Raw genomic sequence first — 18,888 nt, forward strand, 5'->3', positions numbered from 1 at the left:
ACACCAAGAAAGACAAGAACAGGTTTTTGCAGTTCTTGGTGCCTTGGTGTCTTGGTGGTGAGCAGGTGTTCTTCACTTATTCCTCCCGTTTCGGCAGCAGCGGCGCGACGAGTTCGACTTGGCCGAAGGGGGCGCTCAGTTGGAGGCCGCGCACGCGGGGGCGGATGGTTTCGATGACCTCCTGGGCGATGGCGAGGCCCTCCTTCACCTGGTCCTCGGCGGTGGACCATTTCGCCATGCGGGCCAGGATCGCGGGGGGGACGAAGGCGCCGGGCACTTCGTTGGCCATGAACTCGGCGTTGCGCAGGCTCTTGAGGGGCCAGATGCCGGCGATGATGGGCAGACCTCCCTTCCCGTCGAGGGCCTCGGTGAAATCGAGGAACCGGAACAGGGTGTCGGCCTCGAAGATGGGCTGGGTGATGGCCCATTGCGCGCCGGCTTCCACCTTGTAGCGGAAGCGGGACTTCTCGCGGTCCAGGTCGGTGGCGGCGGGGTTGGCGCCCACGCCCACGCTGAAGGAGGTGGGCTTGCCGATGCCGGCGCCGCCCAGATCCAGGCCGGTGTTCAGCCGCTTGAGCATGTTGACGAGCCCGATGGAATCCACGTCGAAGACGGCGGTGGCCTGGGGATAGGGGCCCAGCTTGGGCGGGTCGCCGGTCACGGCCAAGAGGTTGCGGAGGCCCAGCCCCGCGGCGCCCAGCAGGTCGCTCTGCATCCCCAGCAGGTTCCGGTCGCGGCAGGCGTAGTGGAGGATGGTCTCCACGCCCACGCGCTGCTCGATGATCAGGGCCGTGGCGAGGGCGGACATGCGGGCCATGGCGCGGGGCCCGTCGGGGACGTTGATGGCGTCCACGCCCAGGGCCCGGCACTGGCGGGTCTTGGCGAGCAGCTTGTCGTACTCCATGCCCCGCGGAGGCACCAGCTCCACGGTGTGGACGAACTCGCCCTGGGCCAGCTTCAGGCTGAAGTGGCTGCGGTAGGCGAAGGGAACCTCCGGCTGGGGCTGCTCGTGGGGCTTGGGCTCGAAGCCGCTGCTTCCCTGGATGAAGGCCCGCTCCTGGCGGAAGGCGCCGCGCATGGCGCGGATGTGGGCGGCGGTGGTGCCGCTGCACCCGCCCACGGCCCGCGCTCCGGCGGCCAGGGCGCGGGCGGCGAACTCGCCCAGGTACTCGGGACTGGCGCCGTAGATCAGCCGCCCGTCCACCTGCCGGGGGAGGCCCGGATTCGGCTGCAGAACGATGGGCTTGGCCGTGGCGGCCTTGAGGCGGTCCAGCAGGCGGAGGTGGGGCGCCGGGCCGTTCCCCCCGATGAGTCCCACCAGGTGGGCGCCCCAGGCGTCCAGCTGCTTGATGAACCAGTCGGGCTCCGCGCCGAAGAGGGCCTGCCCCTCGTCATTGGTGGTCATCAGGGCCGCGATGGGGAGGGGCGCCAGCTCCTGCACGGCGAGCAGAGCCTGGCGGATCTCGTTCAGGTCCTCGAAGCCTTCGAGGACGATGAGGTCGGCGCCGGCTTCGATCAGGGAGGCGGCCTGCTCCCGGAACAGGGCGCGGGCCTCGTCGAAGGAGGTGGGCCCCCAGGGTTCGATCCGGATCCCCAGAGGGCCGATGCACCCCGCCACCCAGGCGCGGGCGCCCTGCTGGGCGACGGCCTGCCGGGCCAGGGCCACGCCCTCCCGGTTGATGGCGTCCATCTGGGCGTCGAGGCCCCGGGCGGCGAGCTTCAGCCGGCCCGCGCCCCAGGTGTTGGTGGTGAGCACCTGGGCGCCGGCGGCCAGGAACTCGCCGTGAATGGCCAGCAGCAGGTCCGGCGCCTTGAGGTTGCACTCCTCGAAGCTGCGTTGGAGGGTGATGCCCCGGTCGTGCAGGGCCGTGGCGGTGCTCCCGTCGAAGAGGAAGCATTCGCCCGCGTCGAGGGCCTGCTGGAAGGAGGGGAAGGTCATGGATGCGCCTGCGCCGGGGTGGCGCTCAGGGCAGTCTTCATCGGCATCCAGAGGGTCTCGGGCCAGTCTGATCGGATTGGTATCTTCCCCCCGGCGAGACCGGGGGCAGGAGTTGGCACCTTGCGTTCGCAGGTTGCCAAGGTTTCACAGGGCCTTTCCCTCCACCTTTCTGGATAGCGCTATCGGACTGCCAAAGAGCGAGGAAACAGGTTGCCCGCAGCGGGTCCCCTCCGTCAATCGCTCACCAGGCCAGGAGGCGGTCCAGGCCCGCGCGGATCTGCGCCGGACCCGGGAGGTAGGCGGCTTCCAGGGGAGAGCTTGCGGGGACGGGGGTGTCCGCGGCGCCGAGGCGCATCACCGGCGCGTCCAGCCAGCCGAAGCAGGTCTCGCCGATGCGCGCGGCCAGTTCGGCGCCGGGGCCGTAGTTGAGGCTGGCCTCGGTGAGCACCAGGACGCGGTGGGTGCGCTTCGCCAGCGTCGCAACGGCCTCCTCGTCGAGGGGCCACAGGGTGCGGAGATCCAGGACGGCCACGTCCAGATCGGCGAGGGCCTCCAGCGCCGCGTGCTGGGCGGCGCCGTAGGTCACGACGCAGGCGCGCGCCCCGTCCCTCCGCAGGGCGGCTTCGCCCAGGCGGGCCGCCGGCGGTTCCTCCCACTGGTCCTTGAGGCGGCGGTAGAGGTGCTTGTGCTCCAGGAACAGCACGGGATCCGGATCCTCGATGGCGGCGCGTAGGAGGGCGTAGGCGTCGCGCACGGTACCCGGTGCCACCACCTTGAGCCCCGGGCTGCCCAGGAAGTGGCCCTCCGGATTCTGGCTGTGGAAGGGGCCGCCGCCGTTCCCGGCGCCGCTCGGGCCGCGGAACACGGTGGGGACGGTGGCGCCCCAGCGCCAGTGGGCCTTGGCCGCGAAGTTCACGATGAGGTCCGACGCCAGGAGGGCGAAGTCCATGAACTGGAACTCCGCCACGGGCCGCTGCCCCATCAGCGCGGCGCCGATGGCCGCGCCCGCGATGGCCTGCTCGGAGATGGGCGTGTCGATCACGCGCGCTGCGCCGAAGCGTTCCAGCAGGCCCTCGGTGGCGCGGAAGGCCCCGCCGTAGACGCCGATGTCCTCGCCCAGGCAGCAGACCCGGGGATCGGCCTCCATCGCGTCGTGGAGCGCCTGGCGGATCGCCTCGACGTAGGTGCCGGAGAAGGCGGTCACGCTTCGGACTCCAGCAGGCCCCGCTCGGCCAGCCACGCGTCGTTGAAAATGCTGCTGAGGTAGCGGCCGGCGCCGTCGGGGAAAACAGTGACGATGCGCGCCGGGCGGTCCATGGGCGGCAGGCTCGCCGCCACTTGGCGCACCGCCCACAGGGCCGCGCCGCTGGAGCCTCCGCCCAGGACGCCCTCCTCGCGCACCAGCCGCCGCGCGTGGTGGAAGGCCTGGGCGTCCGTCACCTGGAGCATCTCGTCGATGAGGTCGAACTCCATGGTGGGGATCAGGAACTCGTCGCCGAGGCCCTCCAGCCGGTAGGGGCTGGCCTTCAGAGCCTTCTCGCCGCGGAAATGGGGCGAGAAGACGGAACCCACGGGATCCACGGCCACCACCTTGATCTTCGGATCCTTCTCCTTGAGGTAGCGGCCCACGCCGCCCACGGTGCCGCCCGTTCCGGCGCCCGCCACGAACACGTCGATGCGGCCCTCCATCTGCTCCCAGACTTCCGGTCCCGTCCCGGCGTAGTGGGCGGCGTTGTTCTCGCGGTTGCCGTGCTGGTCGGGGAAGAAGCAGTGGGGCAGCTCCCGGGCGAGGCGCGGCGTGATGTTGTTGTAGCTGTCCGGATGCTCCGGCGGCAGGCGGGTGTCCACCTTGTGGACCTCGGCGCCCAGCGCCAGGAGCTGGTTCAGCTTCTCCTGAGAGATGGTGTCCCGCACCACGACCTTCAGGCGGTAGCCCTTCTGGATCGCCATCAGCGCCAGGCCCATGGCGGTGTTGCCCGAGGAGTTCTCGATGATGGTGTCGCCGGGCTTCAGGCGGCCGTCCCGCTCCGCGGCTTCGATCATGTGCTTCGAGATGCGGTCCTTGCTGCTGCCCATGGGATTGAGGAACTCGAGCTTGGCGAAGGCTTCCACCGGCAGGTCGGCGACGACGCGGCGCAGGCGGACCAGCGGCGTATTGCCGATGGCCTCCAGGATGCTGCCGCTGGGCTTCCGGTAGGGCATGGGATCCTCCAGGATCCAGTATGACGGGCGGGAAGGCCGCCTCCCTCCCGCTAGACTGATTCCATGCTCTCCTCCCTCCGCATCCAGAACCTGGCCTTGGTGGAGGATCTGTCGCTGGAATGGGGGCCGGGATTTACGGTGCTCACCGGCGAGACCGGGGCGGGCAAGTCGCTGCTGGTGGACGCGCTGTCGCTGCTGGTGGGCGCCCGCGGGGACGCGGAGCTGGTCCGCCACGGCGCGGACCGGGCCACGGTGGAGGCGGTGGTTGAAGGGCGCTTCGAGGCCTGGCAGGCCTTTCTCGCGGAGCGGGGCCTGCCCGACGAGCAGCCGGTGATCCTGCGCCGCGAGGTGGGATCCGGCCGGAGCCGGGCCTGGATCAACGGCGCGAGCTGCGCCCTGGCGGATCTGAAAGAAGCGGGCCGCCTGTGGATGCGGCTCACCAGCCAGCACGACCACCAGTCGCTGCTGGGCGAGGAGCGGCACCTGGCGCTGATCGACGAGGTGCTGGGGATCGAGCCCGGGCTGGAAGCCGAGGCCGCCGCGGTGCGCGAGGCGGAGAGCGCCCTCCGCGCCCGGCGGCGGAGCGAAGCCGACCGCGAGGCGCGGCTGGAGCGGCTGGCGGAATTCCTCGCGGACCTTGAGAAGCTGGAGCCCAAGCCCGGCGAATGGGCGCAGCTCAAGGCTGATCGCGAACCCCTGCGCCACGCCGTCCACCTGGAGCAGGCCTTCCGGGAGGCGGCGGAGGCGCTGGGCGCGGGGCTCCCCAAGGTGGAGCTGGCCCACAAGTCGCTGGTCCGGGCCGTCGCCCATTGGCCGGACGCGGTGGCAGAGCAGGATCGCCTCCGCTCCGCCGCCTTGGAGCTGGAGGATCTCCTGGCGCTGACCCAGGACCAGGCCCTTCGATGGGCCCAGGCGGGCGCGGACCGCATCGAGGCGATGGAGGCGCGGCTCGCCCTCTACGAGCGCCTCGCGCGTCGCCACCGCTGCGAACCGGAGGAGCTGGCGCCCCTGGTGCAGACGCTGCGCGAGGAGCAGCGGTCCCTCCTGGCGGGCGACGCGCCGCTGAAGACGCTGGAGGCGGCCCTGGACCGGGTGGCGGAGAGCTATCGGAAGGCGGCGGAGGCGCTGCACGCCCGGCGGGCGGCCGCCCTGCCGAAGCTGGAGGGAGAGGTTCAGAAGCGGCTGGGGCGCTTGGGCATGAAGGGCGCGCGGATCCAGCTCCGGCTTTCCCTCGCGGAGGAGGCCGGCAGTCCGGTCCATCAGGCGGGGCGGCCCGTGCGAGTTTCCGCGGCGGGCTTCTCGACCCTGGCCATCTGGATCGAGCCCAACCCCGGCGAGGGCTTCCGCCCCCTGGCCCGCATCGCCTCCGGCGGCGAATTGAGCCGGCTAATGCTGGCGCTGGTGGGCGCGGGATTGGCCCTCGGCGTGGGCGTCAAGGGCGGCCTGACGCTCGTCCTGGACGAAGTGGACGCGGGGCTGGGCGGAGAGACGGCCCTCGCCGTCGGCCGCGCCGTGGCAGAGTTGGGTCGAGCCCATCAGGTGCTGGCGGTCACCCACCTCGCCCAGGTGGCGGCCCGGGCGGACCGGCATGGCCGCCTGCGCAAGGAGACCGAAGGCGGCCGCACCCGCAGCGCCCTGGGTTGGGTGGCCGGAGAGGCGCGCCACCGGGAACTGGCCCGGCTCCTGTCCGGCCATCCCGACCGCGTCGAGGCCCTGGAGCACGCCAAGGTGCTGCTGGAAGGGTGATGCCGCTCTGCCTTCAACGAGGGTAAGGCTCACCACCCAGGCACGAAGACACCAAGAAAAGGTCTGCCCTCGTTGATGGGTTCCTGGCGATGATCTTTTTGAAGCAAAGAAAGAGGGCCGCGGATGCGGCCCTCTTTCGGGGAGCGGGAAACCTCAGCGGGTGAGCGCCAGGTTGTAGGGGGTCGTGGTGCTGGAGCCGCTGTAGGCGATCACCTTGATGTAGAACACCGTCGCCGTGGACGAGGTATTGGTGTAGGTGACGGTCTCGGTGGCGGTGGAGCCCAGGCTGCTCTTCAGCGTGGTGCCGCTGCTGTTGAGGAAGTAGAGGTCGTAGTCCACGCCGCTGGGGCCCGTCATGTTCACGGTGATGGACTTGCTGGGCTGGACGTTGACCTTGAAGTAGTCGATGTCCGAGGTGGTGCTCATGTAGCCCACGATCTTGGTGATGGTGTCGGCCACGACGTTGGCGGAGCTGAGGCTGTTGTTGCTCTCCACCTCGTTGTAGGTGGTGCTGCCGGTGCTGTTGCTGACCGTGAAGGTGACGGTGGTGCTGGTGCCCACGTTGTTCGCGGCGTCATAGGCCTTGGCCACCAGGCTGTGGCTGCCGTTGGTCAGGGTGGTGCTGTCGAGGGTGATGCTGTAGGGGCTGGTGGTGTCCGTCCCCTTGAGCACGCCGTCCACGTAGAACTCGACCTTGCTCACGCCGACATTGTCCGTGGCGGTGGCGGAGAAGGTGATGGTTCCGCTGGTTCCGGATTCGGAGGCGGAGACGGTGGGGGCGGTGGTGTCGGAGCTGCCGCCGGACCAGGCATTGCCCACGTTGATGCCGTGGAAGGCGTTCCACACGGCCTGCTCTTCGGCGCTGCCGGCTCCGTAGAGATCCTTCACGGCGCTGATGGCGGCGGTGCGGGCGCCGGCATAGTTGGTGCTGGAGGTCATGTAGGTGCTGAGGGCGCGGAACCAGATGGCGGCGGCCTTGTCGTTGCCCACGCCCGTCATCCCGCTGGGGAGGTAGGTGGTGCTGGTGTTGCCGCTGGTGGTGGCGCCCTGGCTCAGGAAGTAGAAGCAGCGGTTCATGGGGCCGCTGGAGTAGTGGACGTCCAGGTTCTTGGTGGTGGAGGACCAGGCGTCGGGGCTCGCGCCGTCCAGGCTGGGCTTGTACATGTAGCGGAGGGGCGTGGAGGCCAGCTGCTCGCCGATGGTCCAGTTGCCGCCGGTGTTTCCGATGGTGGCGCCCGATCCGCCGCGGGAATAGAACTCGATCATCGTGCCGAAGATGTCGGAGTTGGCCTCGTTCAGGCCGCCCGACTCGCCGGAGTAGGTGAGGTTCGCGGTGCGGGCGCAGACGCCGTGGCTCATCTCGTGGCCGGCCACGTCGAGGGCGGTGAGGGTGGTGAAGCTGGAGCCGTCGCCGTAGGTCATGCAGAAGCAGGTGTCGGACCAGAAGGCGTTGTCGTAGCTGTTGCCGATGTGGACGCGGCTGTAGGTGGCCGTGCCGGCGCCATCGATGCCGTTGCGCCCGAAGACGTTCTTGTAGAAGTCCCAGGACTCCATCATGCCGAACATGGCGTCCACGGCGGCGGTCTGGCCGTTGGCCGCGGTGGTGGAGGAGCCTTCCACGTAGTTGGCGCTGTCGCCCCAGGTGTTGTCGGCGTCGGTATAGATGGTGCCCTTCGTGGTGGAGGTGTCGGCCGCGTGGTTCGCGTTGGTGACCACGTTGTTCCCGAAGCTCCCGCCGCTGCCGCGCGTCATGTCGCGCATTTCGTAGGTGCTGCCGGTGTAGTTCGTGGGCAGCGAGACCGTGCCGTTGTACTGGCTCTTGCCGGTGCCGACGGCGGCGGTGGTGTGGAGGGCGTTCCACTTCTTGAGGATGGCGCCCGTGTGGGCATTCACCAGGTAGTCGGTGTGCTTGATGCCGTCCTGGTCGTTCTCGAGTTCGGTGTGGACGTGGTAGGCGAGGGTGAAGCGGAGGACTTCCCGGGTCAGGTCCTCGGCGTTGGCGTCGTCGATGCGGCGGCGGCCGGGCCGGACGACCTCGACGGTCTCGGGATACACGACCAGTTCCGAGGTGGGCGCGTAGGCGTAGGCGCCCTTGGGGGCCAGGTCGGCCTGCACGGCGGCCAGGGCCTCGCCGGCCTCGATGGAGGGGTTCACGTTCAACTGGATGGCGCGGTGGAGGGCGTTGGTGAGGGGCAGTTCGGAACCGTCCTTGGCGATGTGCGTGATCGCGTCGCCGCCCCACACGCGCACGCCCTTGTAGAGCTGGGCGAAGTGGCCGTGGGTCTGGCCCAGCTTGTCCGAGTGCGCGTCCCGGAGGTGGAAGCCGTTGTCGGCGTCCAGGCCGAGCTGGCTGCGGTTCGCCAGCAGGCGGCTGGCGGCGGCGTCCACGCGCAGGGTCTCCTGCGGGGTGCGGGCGATCAGGGCACCGGCGGCGAGGGCCGCGGTGAGGAAGGACAGAGCCATACGGCCCTTGGTAGTCGCCATGGGGCAACTCCTTCAAGGTGGGAGGATGGAGGTTGGCGCCGCCCCGGCACGTCCGGCCAGAACAGCGTCCGGGCTTCATGGAGGAAGACCCGGCGTCAGGGGGATAGAAAGAACGGGAACGAAGTCCCAGGGTCCCGTTCGTTTCCCCCGCCCTCAAGTTAAGGATTGTTAATTTTCCTGGAAACGAGTTCTGTTTAAGAGGACTTCTTCATCCTCATAGAGCCCGATCAGGAGCGTTTGGTAGATTTGCGGCGGTGCGGAGGGCTTCCGGCTTTCGTTTCCTGGGCGGAAGTCGACCTTCGCGGGCGGGCCTTGGTCTTCTCCTCCCGCTGGGTCCGAAGCGCCTCGTTGCTCCGCGAAGGCTTGAGCCCCTCGCCCGGATCGAGGATCCGGCGGACGGCGGCGGTCTCGCCTTCCTCGCCTTCTCCCTTTTGTTTCTTCTGGATGCTGAGGCGCAGGGGGACGCCCGCCAGCCCGAACTGGTCGCGCAGGCGGTTCTCCAGGTACCGCACGTAGCTGAAGTGGAGGCCGCGGTCGGTGTTGGTCTTGATGACGAAACTGGGCGGCCTCACGCCCACCTGGGTCATGAAGTAGAGCTTGGGGAGCTTGCCGTCCACGGCGTGGGGGCTCATGGTTGCGACGGATTCGCGCAGGAAGCGGTTCAGCTCGCCGGTGGGGATGCGCCTGGCGTGGGCCGCGGCCAACTGGTCGATCATCCCGAACAGTTTGGACACGCGCTGTCCGGTGAGGGCCGACAGGAAGATCATCGGGGCGTGGTGCAGGAACCCCAGGCTGCGGCGGAGATCCTCTTCGGCGCTGTAGATGGTGTAGGTGTCCTTCTCCACCAGGTCCCACTTGTTCACCACGAGGATGACGGCGGCGCCGGCCTCCTGTGCGTAGCCCGCGATGACCGCGTCCTGGTGGGTGGCGCCCTCCACGGCGTCCAGGAGGAGGAGGCTCACGTCGGCGCGCGCCATGGCCTGCTTGGCCTTGAGGATGCTGAGCTTTTCCGCGCCTTCGTGGGTCTTGCCCTTCTTGCGGATGCCCGCCGTGTCGATCATCCGGTAGATCTTGTCCTTCACTTCGAAGACCGTGTCCACCGTGTCCCGCGTGGTGCCCGCGACTTCGCTCACCAGGCTGCGCTCGTAGCCCAGGAGGCGGTTGGTGAGGGACGACTTGCCCACGTTGGGACGGCCGATGAGGGCGAAGCGCAGTTCGTCCGCCAGCTCGTGGGTCTCGGCCTCTTCGGGCGTGCGATGGAAGGGAAGGCGCGCGCGGACGGCGTCGATCAGCTCGGGCACGCCGGAACCGTGGGCCGCGGAGATGGCGAGGATGGTGTCGAAGCCCATCCCGTAGAATCCGCCGTCGGGCGCGCCGCCCTTCATTCCGTCCAGCTTGTTCACCACCAGCAGCACCGGCTTCCCCTGGCGGCGGAGGCGGGCGGCGATCTCCTCGTCGCCCGCGGTCAGGCCGTCATGGCCGTCCACCAGCAGGATGGCCACGTGGGCCTCGTTCAGGGCCGCTTCCGCCAGGCGGGTGATGCCCTGGGTGATGACGTCGTCGCCCTCGAAATCCAGGCCGCCGGTGTCCACCAGCTCGAAGACTTCCTCCGCGTCGCCTTCCTCGCTGAGGCAGGTGACGCGGCCGTAGCTCCGGTCTCGGGTCATGCCCGGCAGGTCGTGGACCAGGGCCGCGCGGCTGCGGGTGAGCCGATTGAAAAGGGTGGACTTCCCCACGTTGGGGCGTCCGCAGAGGGCGACGAGCGGCAGTTTCATAGTTGTTCCAAGCCTTCCAGTCTATCGCGCCAACTGGAAAAAGGCAGGCCGGATGTGGGAGGCGGAGCTAGAGTGATCCCCTTCGTGAAGGAGTCTTCCATGCGTCCCCTCCTCTCATGCCTGCTCGTTCCGGCCCTTTCCATCGCGGCGTCCGCCCAGGTCGTGGGCCCCGAGGCCGTCGTCCAGCGCCAGATCGAGGCCTTCAATGCCCACGATCTGGAGGCCTTCCTGGCCGTGTTCGGGGAAAAGGTGGAGGCGACGGATCTCCCCGGAAGCCAGGTGGTGCCCCAGGGCAAGTCGCGCCTCCGGGAGCTCTACGCCGAGCGGCTCCGGCGGAACCCCCAGCTCCACGCCAGCGTGCTGGAGCGGATGGTCTCCGGCAACTTCGTCATCCAGCGCGAGCGGATCTCGGGGCGCACGGACAAGCCGGACCTGGAGGCGGTGGTGATCTACCAGATCGAGGACAACGCGATCCGGCGGATGTGGACGCTGGGGTAGGGGGCGTTCGCGCGGGTTTCTCCGCCCTGGGCGTCGACCCACGCGGTTTCGGGGCTCGAACGCAGGCGCTGCGCCCTTTGGGCTTGCGCCTGCCGGTCTGCTCCTTCCTGTTCCGGCCCTCCCCCGGAGGGCCTCCACGACGGAAGGAACAGCCCACTCGCGGGTTCGAGCCCCGTCAGCGCTCGCCGTTCTCCGCCTTTCGTGCCGGCCCACGCCACCGGGGGGCTCGAACGAGTCCGCTGCGCCCTTTGGGCTTGCGTCCTCCGGTCTGCTCCTTCCTGTTCCGGCCCTCCACTGGAGGGCCTCCACGACGGAAGGAACAGCCCACTCGCGGGTTCGAGCCCCGTCAGCCCGAACGCCAAAAAGCGCCCAGTTGGGCGCTTTTTGGCGGGGCTGACGGGGCTCGAACCCGCGACCTCCGGCGTGACAGGCCGGCACTCTAACCGACTGAGCTACAACCCCTTGCATTTTCACCAGAAAGGAAACCTGGTGGGCGATGACGGGCTCGAACCGCCGACATGCTGCGTGTAAAGCAGCTGCTCTACCGACTGAGCTAATCGCCCGGATCGCCGAACACTGATGTTCACACGGTCTGCGGGGGTGGTCAAGGCCAAAGCTCCGCGTTGAGGGAAGCAGACTGATCTGGTAAGGTTTCAGGGCTTCCGTCCCACAGGTTCCCGCGGACCCTCGCTGGTGTCGGTTCGACCGTAGCCGAGCCCGGCTGTGGCCTTGGGATGTTTCTGGAGGGTGGCCTGTGGCGCTGCTGGAACTGGCGAATCTGACGCTCCGATCCCCCGAGGGAGGCGGGCCCGTCGCGCGCATCCTGGCCCAGATGCCGGATCCCATGCGGCCGGACGTGCCGGCGCTCCTGTTCGTGATCGTCCTTCTGGTGGGGCTCTACTTCTACCTCCGCGCGGTGTTCTTCCAGCCCATCACGAAGGTGATGGAGGACCGCGAGCGCGACCTGACGGCCGGCGGGGACGCCAAGGCCCAGGCCGCCGCCGCGCTGGACGCCCGTCAGAAGGACTACCAGGCCCGCCTGAAGGACCTGCGCGCGCGGGCCTTCGAGCGCCGCAAGGCCCTGGCGGATGCCGCGGGACAGGAGAAGCAGCGGCTCCTCGACGAGGCGAGGACGCAGGCGTTGGCCGATCGCCGGGCCGCCACGGAATCGCTGGCTGCCCAGCAGGCCGAGGCCAAGCGGAACCTGCTGGCCCAGGTGGACGCCCTCTCCGAGTCCATGGCCCAGACCCTTCTGAAGCAGGCCTGAGCATGACGACCCTGATCCGACTCTCCCTGTCCACTGGTCTGGCCGCCGCGCTGGCCTTCGCTCCCCTCGGGCTGTCGGCCCAGGCCCACGAGGCCCACCCGGCTGCCGCCGAAGCGCACCAGGCCCCTGCCGAGGGTCATGCTCCGCATGGGGAGGCCGCCGCGGGCCATGCCGAGGGAGCCCACGCTGAAGGAGCGGCCCACGAAGCGGAAGGCCACGCCGCCGGTCACCACGGCCCCGCGATGAAGCTGTTCGGCAAGGAATACGGGAACCTGGGCGCTTTCGTCGTCCAGCTTCTGAACTTCGCGATCTACGGCGCGGCGCTGTTCTTCCTGCTGAAGGGCGCGCTGTCCGCGCTCTTCAAGGCGCGCAAGGAGGAGCTGGAGACGCTGCTCGCCCAGGCGGAACGCGACAAGGCCGAAGGCGAAGCCCAGATGCGCGACATGGAAGCCAAGATGGCCGGGCTCGAGGGCGAGCTGGCGGGCATCCTGTCCAAGGCCGAGGCGGATGCGGAGACGGAGAAGCAGCGCGTGCTGGAGGCCGCCCGGGCCGAGGCCGCGCAGATCCTCGCGCAGGCCCAGGCCGAGATCGGATTCCAGAAGCGCCAGGCCGAGCAGGAGCTGCGGGCCCTGGTGGCCGAGCTGGCCGTGGAAGGCGCCGCCAAGCGGCTGGAAGCGAAGCTCCAGGGGGCCGACGCCGCCCACGCCATCGACCGCGCCATCCAGCAGGTCGGCCAGCAGACCGGAGGCATCCAGTGAGCAACCGCCTGACCGCCCGGCGCTACGCCAAGGCCCTCCTCCAGATCGGCGACAAGCAGGGCAACGTGGCCCAGCTTCAGCAGGAACTGGAGACGGTAGCCGCCGCCGTCGAATCCCATTCCGACCTCGCCCGTTTGGTCGCCTCTCCCCTGGTCCTGCCCCGGAAGAAGGCCGAGGTCTTCGAGGCCATCCTGGCCCCGGCCAAGGTGAGCGAGACGCTGCGCCACTTCTTCCGCGTGGTGGCGGAAGCCGGGCGGCTGAACCTCCTGCCCGACCTCCGCCGCTCCTTCGCGGAACTGGTGGACGAGCGGGCGGGGATCGTCGAGGCCCGCGTCGCCAGCGCCCAGCCCCTGACCGAAGCCCAGTCCAAGGCCCTGGAGGCCTCCCTGGCCGCGCGCACGGGCAAGGCGGTGCGCCTCACCTGGAGCCTGGATCCCGCCCTTCTCGGCGGACTGAAGGTCCAGGTGGGCTCCACCGTCCTGGACGCCTCGCTCCAGGGCCAGCTCCGCCAGCTCAAGAACCGGCTGCTTTCCGCCTAGATTCAGATTCGCTTTCACCCGCAGGTTTGGAGGACTTCATGGACATCCGCGCGGAAGAGATCTCCCGCATCATCCGCAGCCAGATCGAGGGCTTCGACGCCCAGGTGGACGTGGCCGAGGTCGGCACGGTCATCAGCGTGGGCGACGGCATCGCGCGCGCCTACGGCCTGGAGAAGGCCATGGCGGGCGAGCTGCTGGAGCTCCCGCACGGCGTGATGGGTCTCGCCTTCAACCTGGAGGAGGACAACGTCGGCATCATCCTGCTGGGCGAGGCCTCGGCCATCAAGGAAGGCGACACCGTCAAGCGCACCGGCAAGATCATGTCCGTGCCCGTGGGTCCCGCCTTCGTGGGCCGCGTGGTGGACGCCCTGGGCAACCCCATCGACGGCAAGGGGCCCATCCAGGCCGCCAAGACCCACCCCATCGAGCAGATCGCCCCCGGCATCGTCGACCGCAAGAGCGTCCACGAGCCCATGCAGACGGGCCTCAAGGCCATCGACAGCCTGATCCCCATCGGCCGCGGCCAGCGCGAGCTGATCATCGGCGACCGCCAGACCGGCAAGACCGCCGTCGCCGTCGATACGATCATCAACCAGCGCGAGACCGGCGTGATCTGCATCTACGTCGCCATCGGCCAGAAGCGCTCCACCATCGCGCAGGTGGTGAAGACCCTGGAAGAGTACGACGCCATGAAGCACACCATCGTGGTGGCCGCCTCCGCCTCCGAGGCCGCGCCGCTGCTGTTCCTGGCCCCCATGACGGGCGCGGCCATGGGCGAGTACTTCATGTGGCACGGCAAGGACGGCCAGCCCAGCAGCAAGGACAACCCCGGCGGCCACGTCCTGTGCATCTACGACGACCTTTCCAAGCAGGCGGTCGCCTACCGCGAGATCTCCCTGCTGGTGCGTCGCCCTCCCGGCCGCGAAGCCTATCCCGGCGACGTGTTCTACCTCCACAGCCGCCTGCTGGAGCGCGCCTGCAAGCTCAGCGACGAGCGCGGGGCCGGCTCCATGACCGCCCTACCCATCATCGAGACCCAGGCCGGCGACGTGTCCGCCTACATTCCGACCAACGTCATCTCCATCACCGACGGCCAGATCTTCCTGGAGAGCGACCTGTTCAACGCGGGCGTGCGTCCCGCCGTGAACGTGGGCATCTCCGTGAGCCGCGTGGGCGGTTCCGCCCAGGTGAAGGCGATGAAGTCCGTGGCCGGCACCATCAAGCTCGACCTCGCCCAGTACCGCGAGCTGGCGGCCTTCGCCCAGTTCGGCTCGGACCTGGACAAGGCCACCCTGGCGCAGCTGAACCGCGGCCAGCGGCTGGTGGAAATCCTGAAGCAGGGCCAGTACCAGCCCATGGCCGTGGAGAAGCAGGTGGTCATCATCTGGGCCGCGACCAACGGCTACACGGACGACTTGCCGGTGGCCCAGGTGCGCCGGTTCGAATCCGAGTTCATGGCCTTCCTCGACGTGAACGCCCCCGACGTGCTCCGCGGGATCCGCGACACCAAGACCCTGAGCGACGACGCCAAAGCCCAGCTCAAGACCCAGGTGGCGGCTTTCAAGGAGACCTTCCAGGCCTCCCTGAACCAGCCCGCGGGAGCCTAGTCCCATGGCCGGTCTCCAGGACATTCGCCGCCGCATCAGGTCGGTGAAGAACACTCAGCAGGTCACCAAGGCCATGAAGATGATTTCCGCGGTGAAGCTGCGGAAGTCCCAGGAGCGCCTGGTGGCCCTGCGTCCCTACGCCTCGAAGATGATGGAAGTGGTCCGCCGGGTGGTGGGCCGCATCCGGGGCGACGCGGAGATCGAGCCCGGGCCCGCCGCCCAGGCGTTCCTCTCCCCCCGCGAGGAGAAGCGCATCCGCCTCGTCGTCGTGGCCTCGGACAAGGGCCTCTGCGGCGGCTTCAACGCCAACGTGTTCAAGGCCGCCAATGCCTTCGTGACGACGTGTTCCGCCGAGATCGCCCACCTGGACGTGATCGGCAAGCGCGCGGCGGAATGGGCGAAGAAGCGCAAGCTGACCCCCGCCTGCGAGTACCTCCACGTCCCCCTGGCGGGCCTCCAGCGCGTGGTGACCGAGATCTCCGAAGGGGCCGCCGCCCAGTACCACGCCGGCGAGATCGACGCCCTCTACGTGATCTACAACTACTTCAACAGCCCCGTCGCCCAGACGCCCACCGTGTTCAAGGTCTTCCCCATGGACGTGCAGGGCTCCGAGAACCCCACGGAAGTGCCCCACCTGCTGGAGCCGGATCCCAATTCGGTGCTGGAGACCCTCCTTCCCCGGTTCGTGGAGACGGAACTCCTCCGGGCCCTCCTCGAGAGCAGCGCCTCCGAGCATGGCGCCCGCATGGCGGCCATGGACAAGGCCAGCAACAACGCCGGCGAGATGATCGCCAAGCTGACCCTCACCATGAACAAGATCCGCCAGGCCGGCATCACGAACCAGATCATCGAGATCGTCTCCGGCGCCAATGCTTGAAACCGCGAAACATGCGGACCTCTCCTCTCTCGCCCTGCTCTTTTCGTTTCGCGTGATTTAGCGTTTTTCGCGGTTCCTTCCTTTTCGAGGTCCCCATGTCCAACACCCTTCAAGGCCGCGTGATCGCCATCGTCGGTCCCGCCGTGGACGTCGAGTTCGACGCCCACCTGCCCGAGATCATGAATGCCCTGCACACCGAGATCGCCGGCGTGACGGTGACGCTCGAAGTGCAGCAGCACCTGGGCGAGAACCGCGTGCGCTGCGTGGCCATGCAGCCCACCGAGGGCATGGTCCGCGGCCAGGGCGTGAGCGACACCGGCAAGCCCATCAACGTGCCGGTGGGCCCCGAGACCCTGGGCCGCATCATCAACGTGGTGGGCGATCCCGTGGACGAGCGGGGTCCCATCGGCCACAAGATGACGCTCCCCATCCACCGCGAGGCCCCGAAGTACGAGGAACTGAACACCGCCTCCGAGATGTTCGAGACGGGCATCAAGGTCATCGACCTGCTGGAGCCCTACGCGAAGGGCGGCAAGACGGGCCTGTTCGGCGGCGCGGGCGTGGGCAAGACGGTGCTGATCATGGAACTGATCAACAACATCGCCAAGGGCCACGGCGGCTACTCCGTGTTCGCGGGCGTCGGCGAGCGCACCCGCGAGGGCAACGACCTCTGGCACGAGATGATGGATTCCGGCGTCATCAACAAGGAGGACCTCAGCAAGTCCAAGGTGGCGCTCATCTACGGCCAGATGACCGAACCCCCCGGAGCCCGCGCCCGCGTGGCCCTGACCGGCCTCACCGTCGCGGAGTACTTCCGCGATCAGGAAGGCAAGGACGTGCTGCTGTTCGTGGACAACATCTTCCGCTTCACCCAGGCCGGCGCCGAAGTGTCCGCGCTGCTGGGCCGCATGCCCTCCGCCGTGGGCTACCAGCCCACGCTGGCGACGGAGATGGGCGAGCTGCAGGAGCGCATCACCTCCACCAAGAAGGGCTCCATCACCTCCGTGCAGGCCGTCTACGTGCCCGCCGACGACTACACGGATCCCGCGCCCGCCACCACCTTCGCCCACCTGGACGCCACCACCAACCTCTCCCGCGAGATCGCGGCCCTCGGCATCTACCCCGCCGTGGATCCCCTGGCCTCCACCAGCCGCCTGCTCGATCCCCGCATCCTGGGCGACCTGCACTACAACACCGCCATGCGCGTGAAGGCCATCCTGCAGAAGTACAAGGAGCTGCAGGACATCATCGCCATCCTGGGCATGGACGAGCTGAGCGACGACGACAAGCTGATCGTGGCCCGCGCCCGCAAGATCCAGCGCTTCCTCAGCCAGCCCTTCTTCGTGGCCGAGCAGTTCACGGGCATGCAGGGCAAGTACGTGAAGCTGGAGGACAGCATCAAGGGCTTCAGCGAGATCTGCGACGGCAAGTGGGACCACCTCCCCGAGCAGGCCTTCTACCTCGTCGGAACCATCGAGGAGGCCGTCGAGAAGGCCGAGAAGCTGGCCGCCGTCTAAATCCGCCGTTCCGACCCGGAATCCGCGCGAGCGGATTCCGGGCCTTTCCAAGGGCCTCCCATGTCCCAATCGATCAAGCTGGAAGTCGTCACCCCGGAGCGGCCGGTCTTCTCGGCCGAGGTCTCCGAGGTGCAGTTCCCCACCGCCGAGCGGGGGTACTACGGCATCCTGCCGGGCCACACGCCGCTGATGACCGCCGTGGGCGACGGGTTGCTCTACTACGTCCAGAACGGCCAGAAACACTGGATCACGGTGTTCGGCGGATTCGCCGAAGTGGGCCCGGACCGCGTCACCATCCTGGCGCGCGAGAGCGAGACCGTGGAGATGATCGACCTGGAGCGGGCTGAGGCCTCGCGCCAGCGGGCTCTCAAGCTGCTCAAGGAGGCCCAGACCGAGAAGGACCTGGCCAACGCCCAGGCCAAGCTCGACGCCAGCCTCATCCGCCTCCAGGCCGCCGGCCATCCCGCGGGGCACGGATTCTGAGCGCCTTCCCGCCTTCCGGAGTGCCGATCTTGGCCGACCTTCCAATCCTCGATCCCCGTCCCCTGCGGGAGCTGGTGGACATGGGGGCGGGCCTCGGCCTGGTGGAGGAACTCGTCGTCCTGCTCAAGGAGGACGCTCCGCCCCGCTTCGCTCTGTTGCGCGCGGCCCTCGGCACCGGGGACGCGACCGCCGCGATCCACGAGGCCCATCAGCTCAAGGGCGCCTTGGCGAACCTCGGCCTCAAGCGGATCGCCGATCTGGCGGCGCGGATCGAAGCCCAGGCGCGGAAGGGCCACCTGGATGCCGCCCTCATCGCCGCGCTTCCCGCGGCCTACGAGGAAGCCCTGACGGCGCTGGAAGCGGCCTTCCCGAAGCCCTGAGGCATCGGAAGCAGATCTACCAGACCAGCCGTTCGTCCTGCGCCAGAAGGCCCACCCGGGAATCGCCGAGGGCCTTGAGCTGCGGGAGCATGATGGCCCGGTCGCCGGGCGTGAGGTGGTAGATCCGGACGGGCACGTCCCGCGTGAGCTTCTTCAACTCGGCGCCCAGCTTGGCGGGGGTGAGGTGGCGGGAGGCCTCCGCCAGCCAGGCCTGCTCGTTGGGGAAACTGGCCTCGGCGATCACGAGCCGCAGGTGGGGCGTGGCGTTGGCCACCTCCCACACGCGATCCGTCTCGGCGGTGTCGCTGGTGAAGATGAAGGCGTCCCGCCCGTCGTCCACCTTGTAGCCTACGCAGGGCACCAGGTGATTCACGCGGATGGGCGTGATCTCCAGCCCGCAGACGCGGTAGGCGCGCTCGGGCTCGATTTCCGTGTAGCGGATGGTGGGATCGTTGGGGCTGGGGATCACGCTGAAATCGGGCCACAGCTCGTCGTTGAACAGGTGGCGGCGCAGGACGTCGAGGGTCTCCGGCAGGGCGTGGATCTCCACCGCCCCGTGGGTGTGGCCGAAGATGTTCTTGGTGAAGAATGGCAGCGTGCAGATGTGGTCCAGGTGCGAGTGGCTGAGGAACACGTGCTGGATGGCGACCTGCTCCGCCACCGTCAGGGCCGCGGTCATGGAGCCGGCGTCGATGGCGACGCAGCCGTTCACCAGCAGCCCCGTCAGGCGCTCCCCGTCCGCCTCCCCGCCGCTGCAGCCCAGGATCCGGAGTTCCATCGTCCCTCGGTGGATGAAGGCTCCATCATACGGAAAAG

16 protein-coding genes, 2 tRNA genes and 1 riboswitch are annotated in these 18,888 nt (G+C 68.7%); of the genes, 10 read left to right on the forward strand and 8 right to left on the reverse strand.

What is annotated here, in order from left to right; translation table 11 throughout:
- Positions 1-76: 76 nt before the first annotated feature.
- The 3 genes from RAH39_RS02325 to RAH39_RS02335 form a co-directional block, all read right to left on the reverse strand.
- Positions 77-1,939, reverse strand: coding sequence for a bifunctional homocysteine S-methyltransferase/methylenetetrahydrofolate reductase (locus tag RAH39_RS02325; RefSeq protein ID WP_306591194.1), 1,863 nt, complete (start codon positions 1,937-1,939; stop codon positions 77-79).
- A 76-nt stretch (positions 1,940-2,015) separates the two neighbouring features.
- Positions 2,016-2,119, reverse strand: a riboswitch (SAM riboswitch).
- Positions 2,120-2,180: 61 nt separating this feature from the next.
- On the reverse strand, positions 2,181-3,143 hold the full coding sequence (locus RAH39_RS02330; protein ID WP_306591195.1) for an alpha-ketoacid dehydrogenase subunit beta: 963 nt from the start codon (positions 3,141-3,143) through the stop codon (positions 2,181-2,183).
- On the reverse strand, positions 3,140-4,141 hold the full coding sequence (locus RAH39_RS02335; RefSeq protein ID WP_306591196.1) for a PLP-dependent cysteine synthase family protein: 1,002 nt from the start codon (positions 4,139-4,141) through the stop codon (positions 3,140-3,142). Before RAH39_RS02335 ends, RAH39_RS02330 begins: the two co-directional genes overlap by 4 nt.
- A 63-nt stretch (positions 4,142-4,204) precedes the next feature.
- Between RAH39_RS02335 and RAH39_RS02340 the strand changes: the two genes are divergently transcribed.
- Positions 4,205-5,887, forward strand: a complete 1,683-nt coding sequence (locus RAH39_RS02340; RefSeq protein ID WP_306591197.1) for a DNA repair protein RecN — start codon at positions 4,205-4,207, stop codon at positions 5,885-5,887.
- 153 nt (positions 5,888-6,040) lie between these two features.
- Here RAH39_RS02340 and RAH39_RS02345 read toward each other — a convergent pair whose 3' ends face one another.
- Entirely contained in the window at positions 6,041-8,371 is a 2,331-nt protein-coding gene (locus RAH39_RS02345; RefSeq protein ID WP_306591198.1) for a M4 family metallopeptidase, read from the reverse strand.
- A gap of 227 nt (positions 8,372-8,598) precedes the next feature.
- Positions 8,599-10,146 carry a ribosome biogenesis GTPase Der gene (der, locus tag RAH39_RS02350; RefSeq protein WP_306591199.1) on the reverse strand — a complete coding sequence of 516 codons (1,548 nt, stop codon included), beginning with the start codon at positions 10,144-10,146 and terminating at the stop codon, positions 8,599-8,601.
- Positions 10,147-10,245: 99 nt separating this feature from the next.
- Between der and RAH39_RS02355 the strand changes: the two genes are divergently transcribed.
- A complete protein-coding gene (locus RAH39_RS02355) occupies positions 10,246-10,644 on the forward strand; it encodes a nuclear transport factor 2 family protein (protein WP_306591200.1) in 399 nt (132 codons plus the stop codon).
- A gap of 385 nt (positions 10,645-11,029) precedes the next feature.
- Here RAH39_RS02355 and RAH39_RS02360 read toward each other — a convergent pair.
- Together RAH39_RS02360 and RAH39_RS02365 are read right to left on the reverse strand one after the other, a co-directional pair.
- A tRNA-Asp gene (locus tag RAH39_RS02360) sits at positions 11,030-11,106 on the reverse strand.
- 25 nt (positions 11,107-11,131) lie between these two features.
- A tRNA-Val gene (locus tag RAH39_RS02365) sits at positions 11,132-11,207 on the reverse strand.
- Positions 11,208-11,398: 191 nt separating this feature from the next.
- Between RAH39_RS02365 and RAH39_RS02370 the strand changes: the two genes are divergently transcribed.
- The 8 genes from RAH39_RS02370 (at position 11,399) to RAH39_RS02405 (ending at position 18,072) form a co-directional block, all read left to right on the forward strand.
- Positions 11,399-11,911, forward strand: a complete 513-nt coding sequence (locus RAH39_RS02370) for a F0F1 ATP synthase subunit B (RefSeq protein ID WP_306591201.1) — start codon at positions 11,399-11,401, stop codon at positions 11,909-11,911.
- Positions 11,912-11,913: 2 nt separating this feature from the next.
- Positions 11,914-12,669 carry a F0F1 ATP synthase subunit B gene (locus tag RAH39_RS02375; RefSeq protein ID WP_306591202.1) on the forward strand — a complete coding sequence of 252 codons (756 nt, stop codon included), beginning with the start codon at positions 11,914-11,916 and terminating at the stop codon, positions 12,667-12,669.
- Positions 12,666-13,208: an ATP synthase F1 subunit delta gene (gene atpH / locus RAH39_RS02380; RefSeq protein WP_306591203.1), complete on the forward strand. Its 543-nt coding sequence runs from the start codon at positions 12,666-12,668 to the stop codon at positions 13,206-13,208. The genes RAH39_RS02375 and atpH overlap by 4 nt, the downstream gene beginning before the upstream one ends.
- 38 nt (positions 13,209-13,246) lie before the next feature.
- Positions 13,247-14,815, forward strand: coding sequence for a F0F1 ATP synthase subunit alpha (gene atpA / locus RAH39_RS02385; RefSeq protein ID WP_306591204.1), 1,569 nt, complete (start codon positions 13,247-13,249; stop codon positions 14,813-14,815).
- Positions 14,816-14,819: 4 nt separating this feature from the next.
- A complete protein-coding gene (gene atpG, locus RAH39_RS02390; RefSeq protein WP_306591205.1) occupies positions 14,820-15,692 on the forward strand; it encodes an ATP synthase F1 subunit gamma in 873 nt (290 codons plus the stop codon).
- A gap of 95 nt (positions 15,693-15,787) precedes the next feature.
- A complete protein-coding gene (gene atpD, locus RAH39_RS02395; RefSeq protein WP_306591206.1) occupies positions 15,788-17,209 on the forward strand; it encodes a F0F1 ATP synthase subunit beta in 1,422 nt (473 codons plus the stop codon).
- A 60-nt stretch (positions 17,210-17,269) separates the two neighbouring features.
- The gene (locus tag RAH39_RS02400) at positions 17,270-17,692 is read left to right on the forward strand and encodes a F0F1 ATP synthase subunit epsilon (RefSeq protein ID WP_306591207.1); all 423 of its coding nucleotides are present in this window, start codon (positions 17,270-17,272) and stop codon (positions 17,690-17,692) included.
- Positions 17,693-17,721: 29 nt separating this feature from the next.
- Positions 17,722-18,072, forward strand: a complete 351-nt coding sequence (locus tag RAH39_RS02405) for an Hpt domain-containing protein (protein WP_306591208.1) — start codon at positions 17,722-17,724, stop codon at positions 18,070-18,072.
- Positions 18,073-18,088: 16 nt separating this feature from the next.
- Here the strand turns inward: RAH39_RS02405 and RAH39_RS02410 are convergent, their stop codons facing one another.
- Complete coding sequence (locus RAH39_RS02410) at positions 18,089-18,850, reverse strand: MBL fold metallo-hydrolase (protein ID WP_306591209.1); 762 nt, start codon at positions 18,848-18,850, stop codon at positions 18,089-18,091.
- Positions 18,851-18,888: the final 38 nt, after the last annotated feature.

The sequence above is a fragment of the Geothrix sp. 21YS21S-4 genome (assembly GCF_030845995.1).
Taxonomy (GTDB): Bacteria; Acidobacteriota; Holophagae; order Holophagales; family Holophagaceae; genus Geothrix.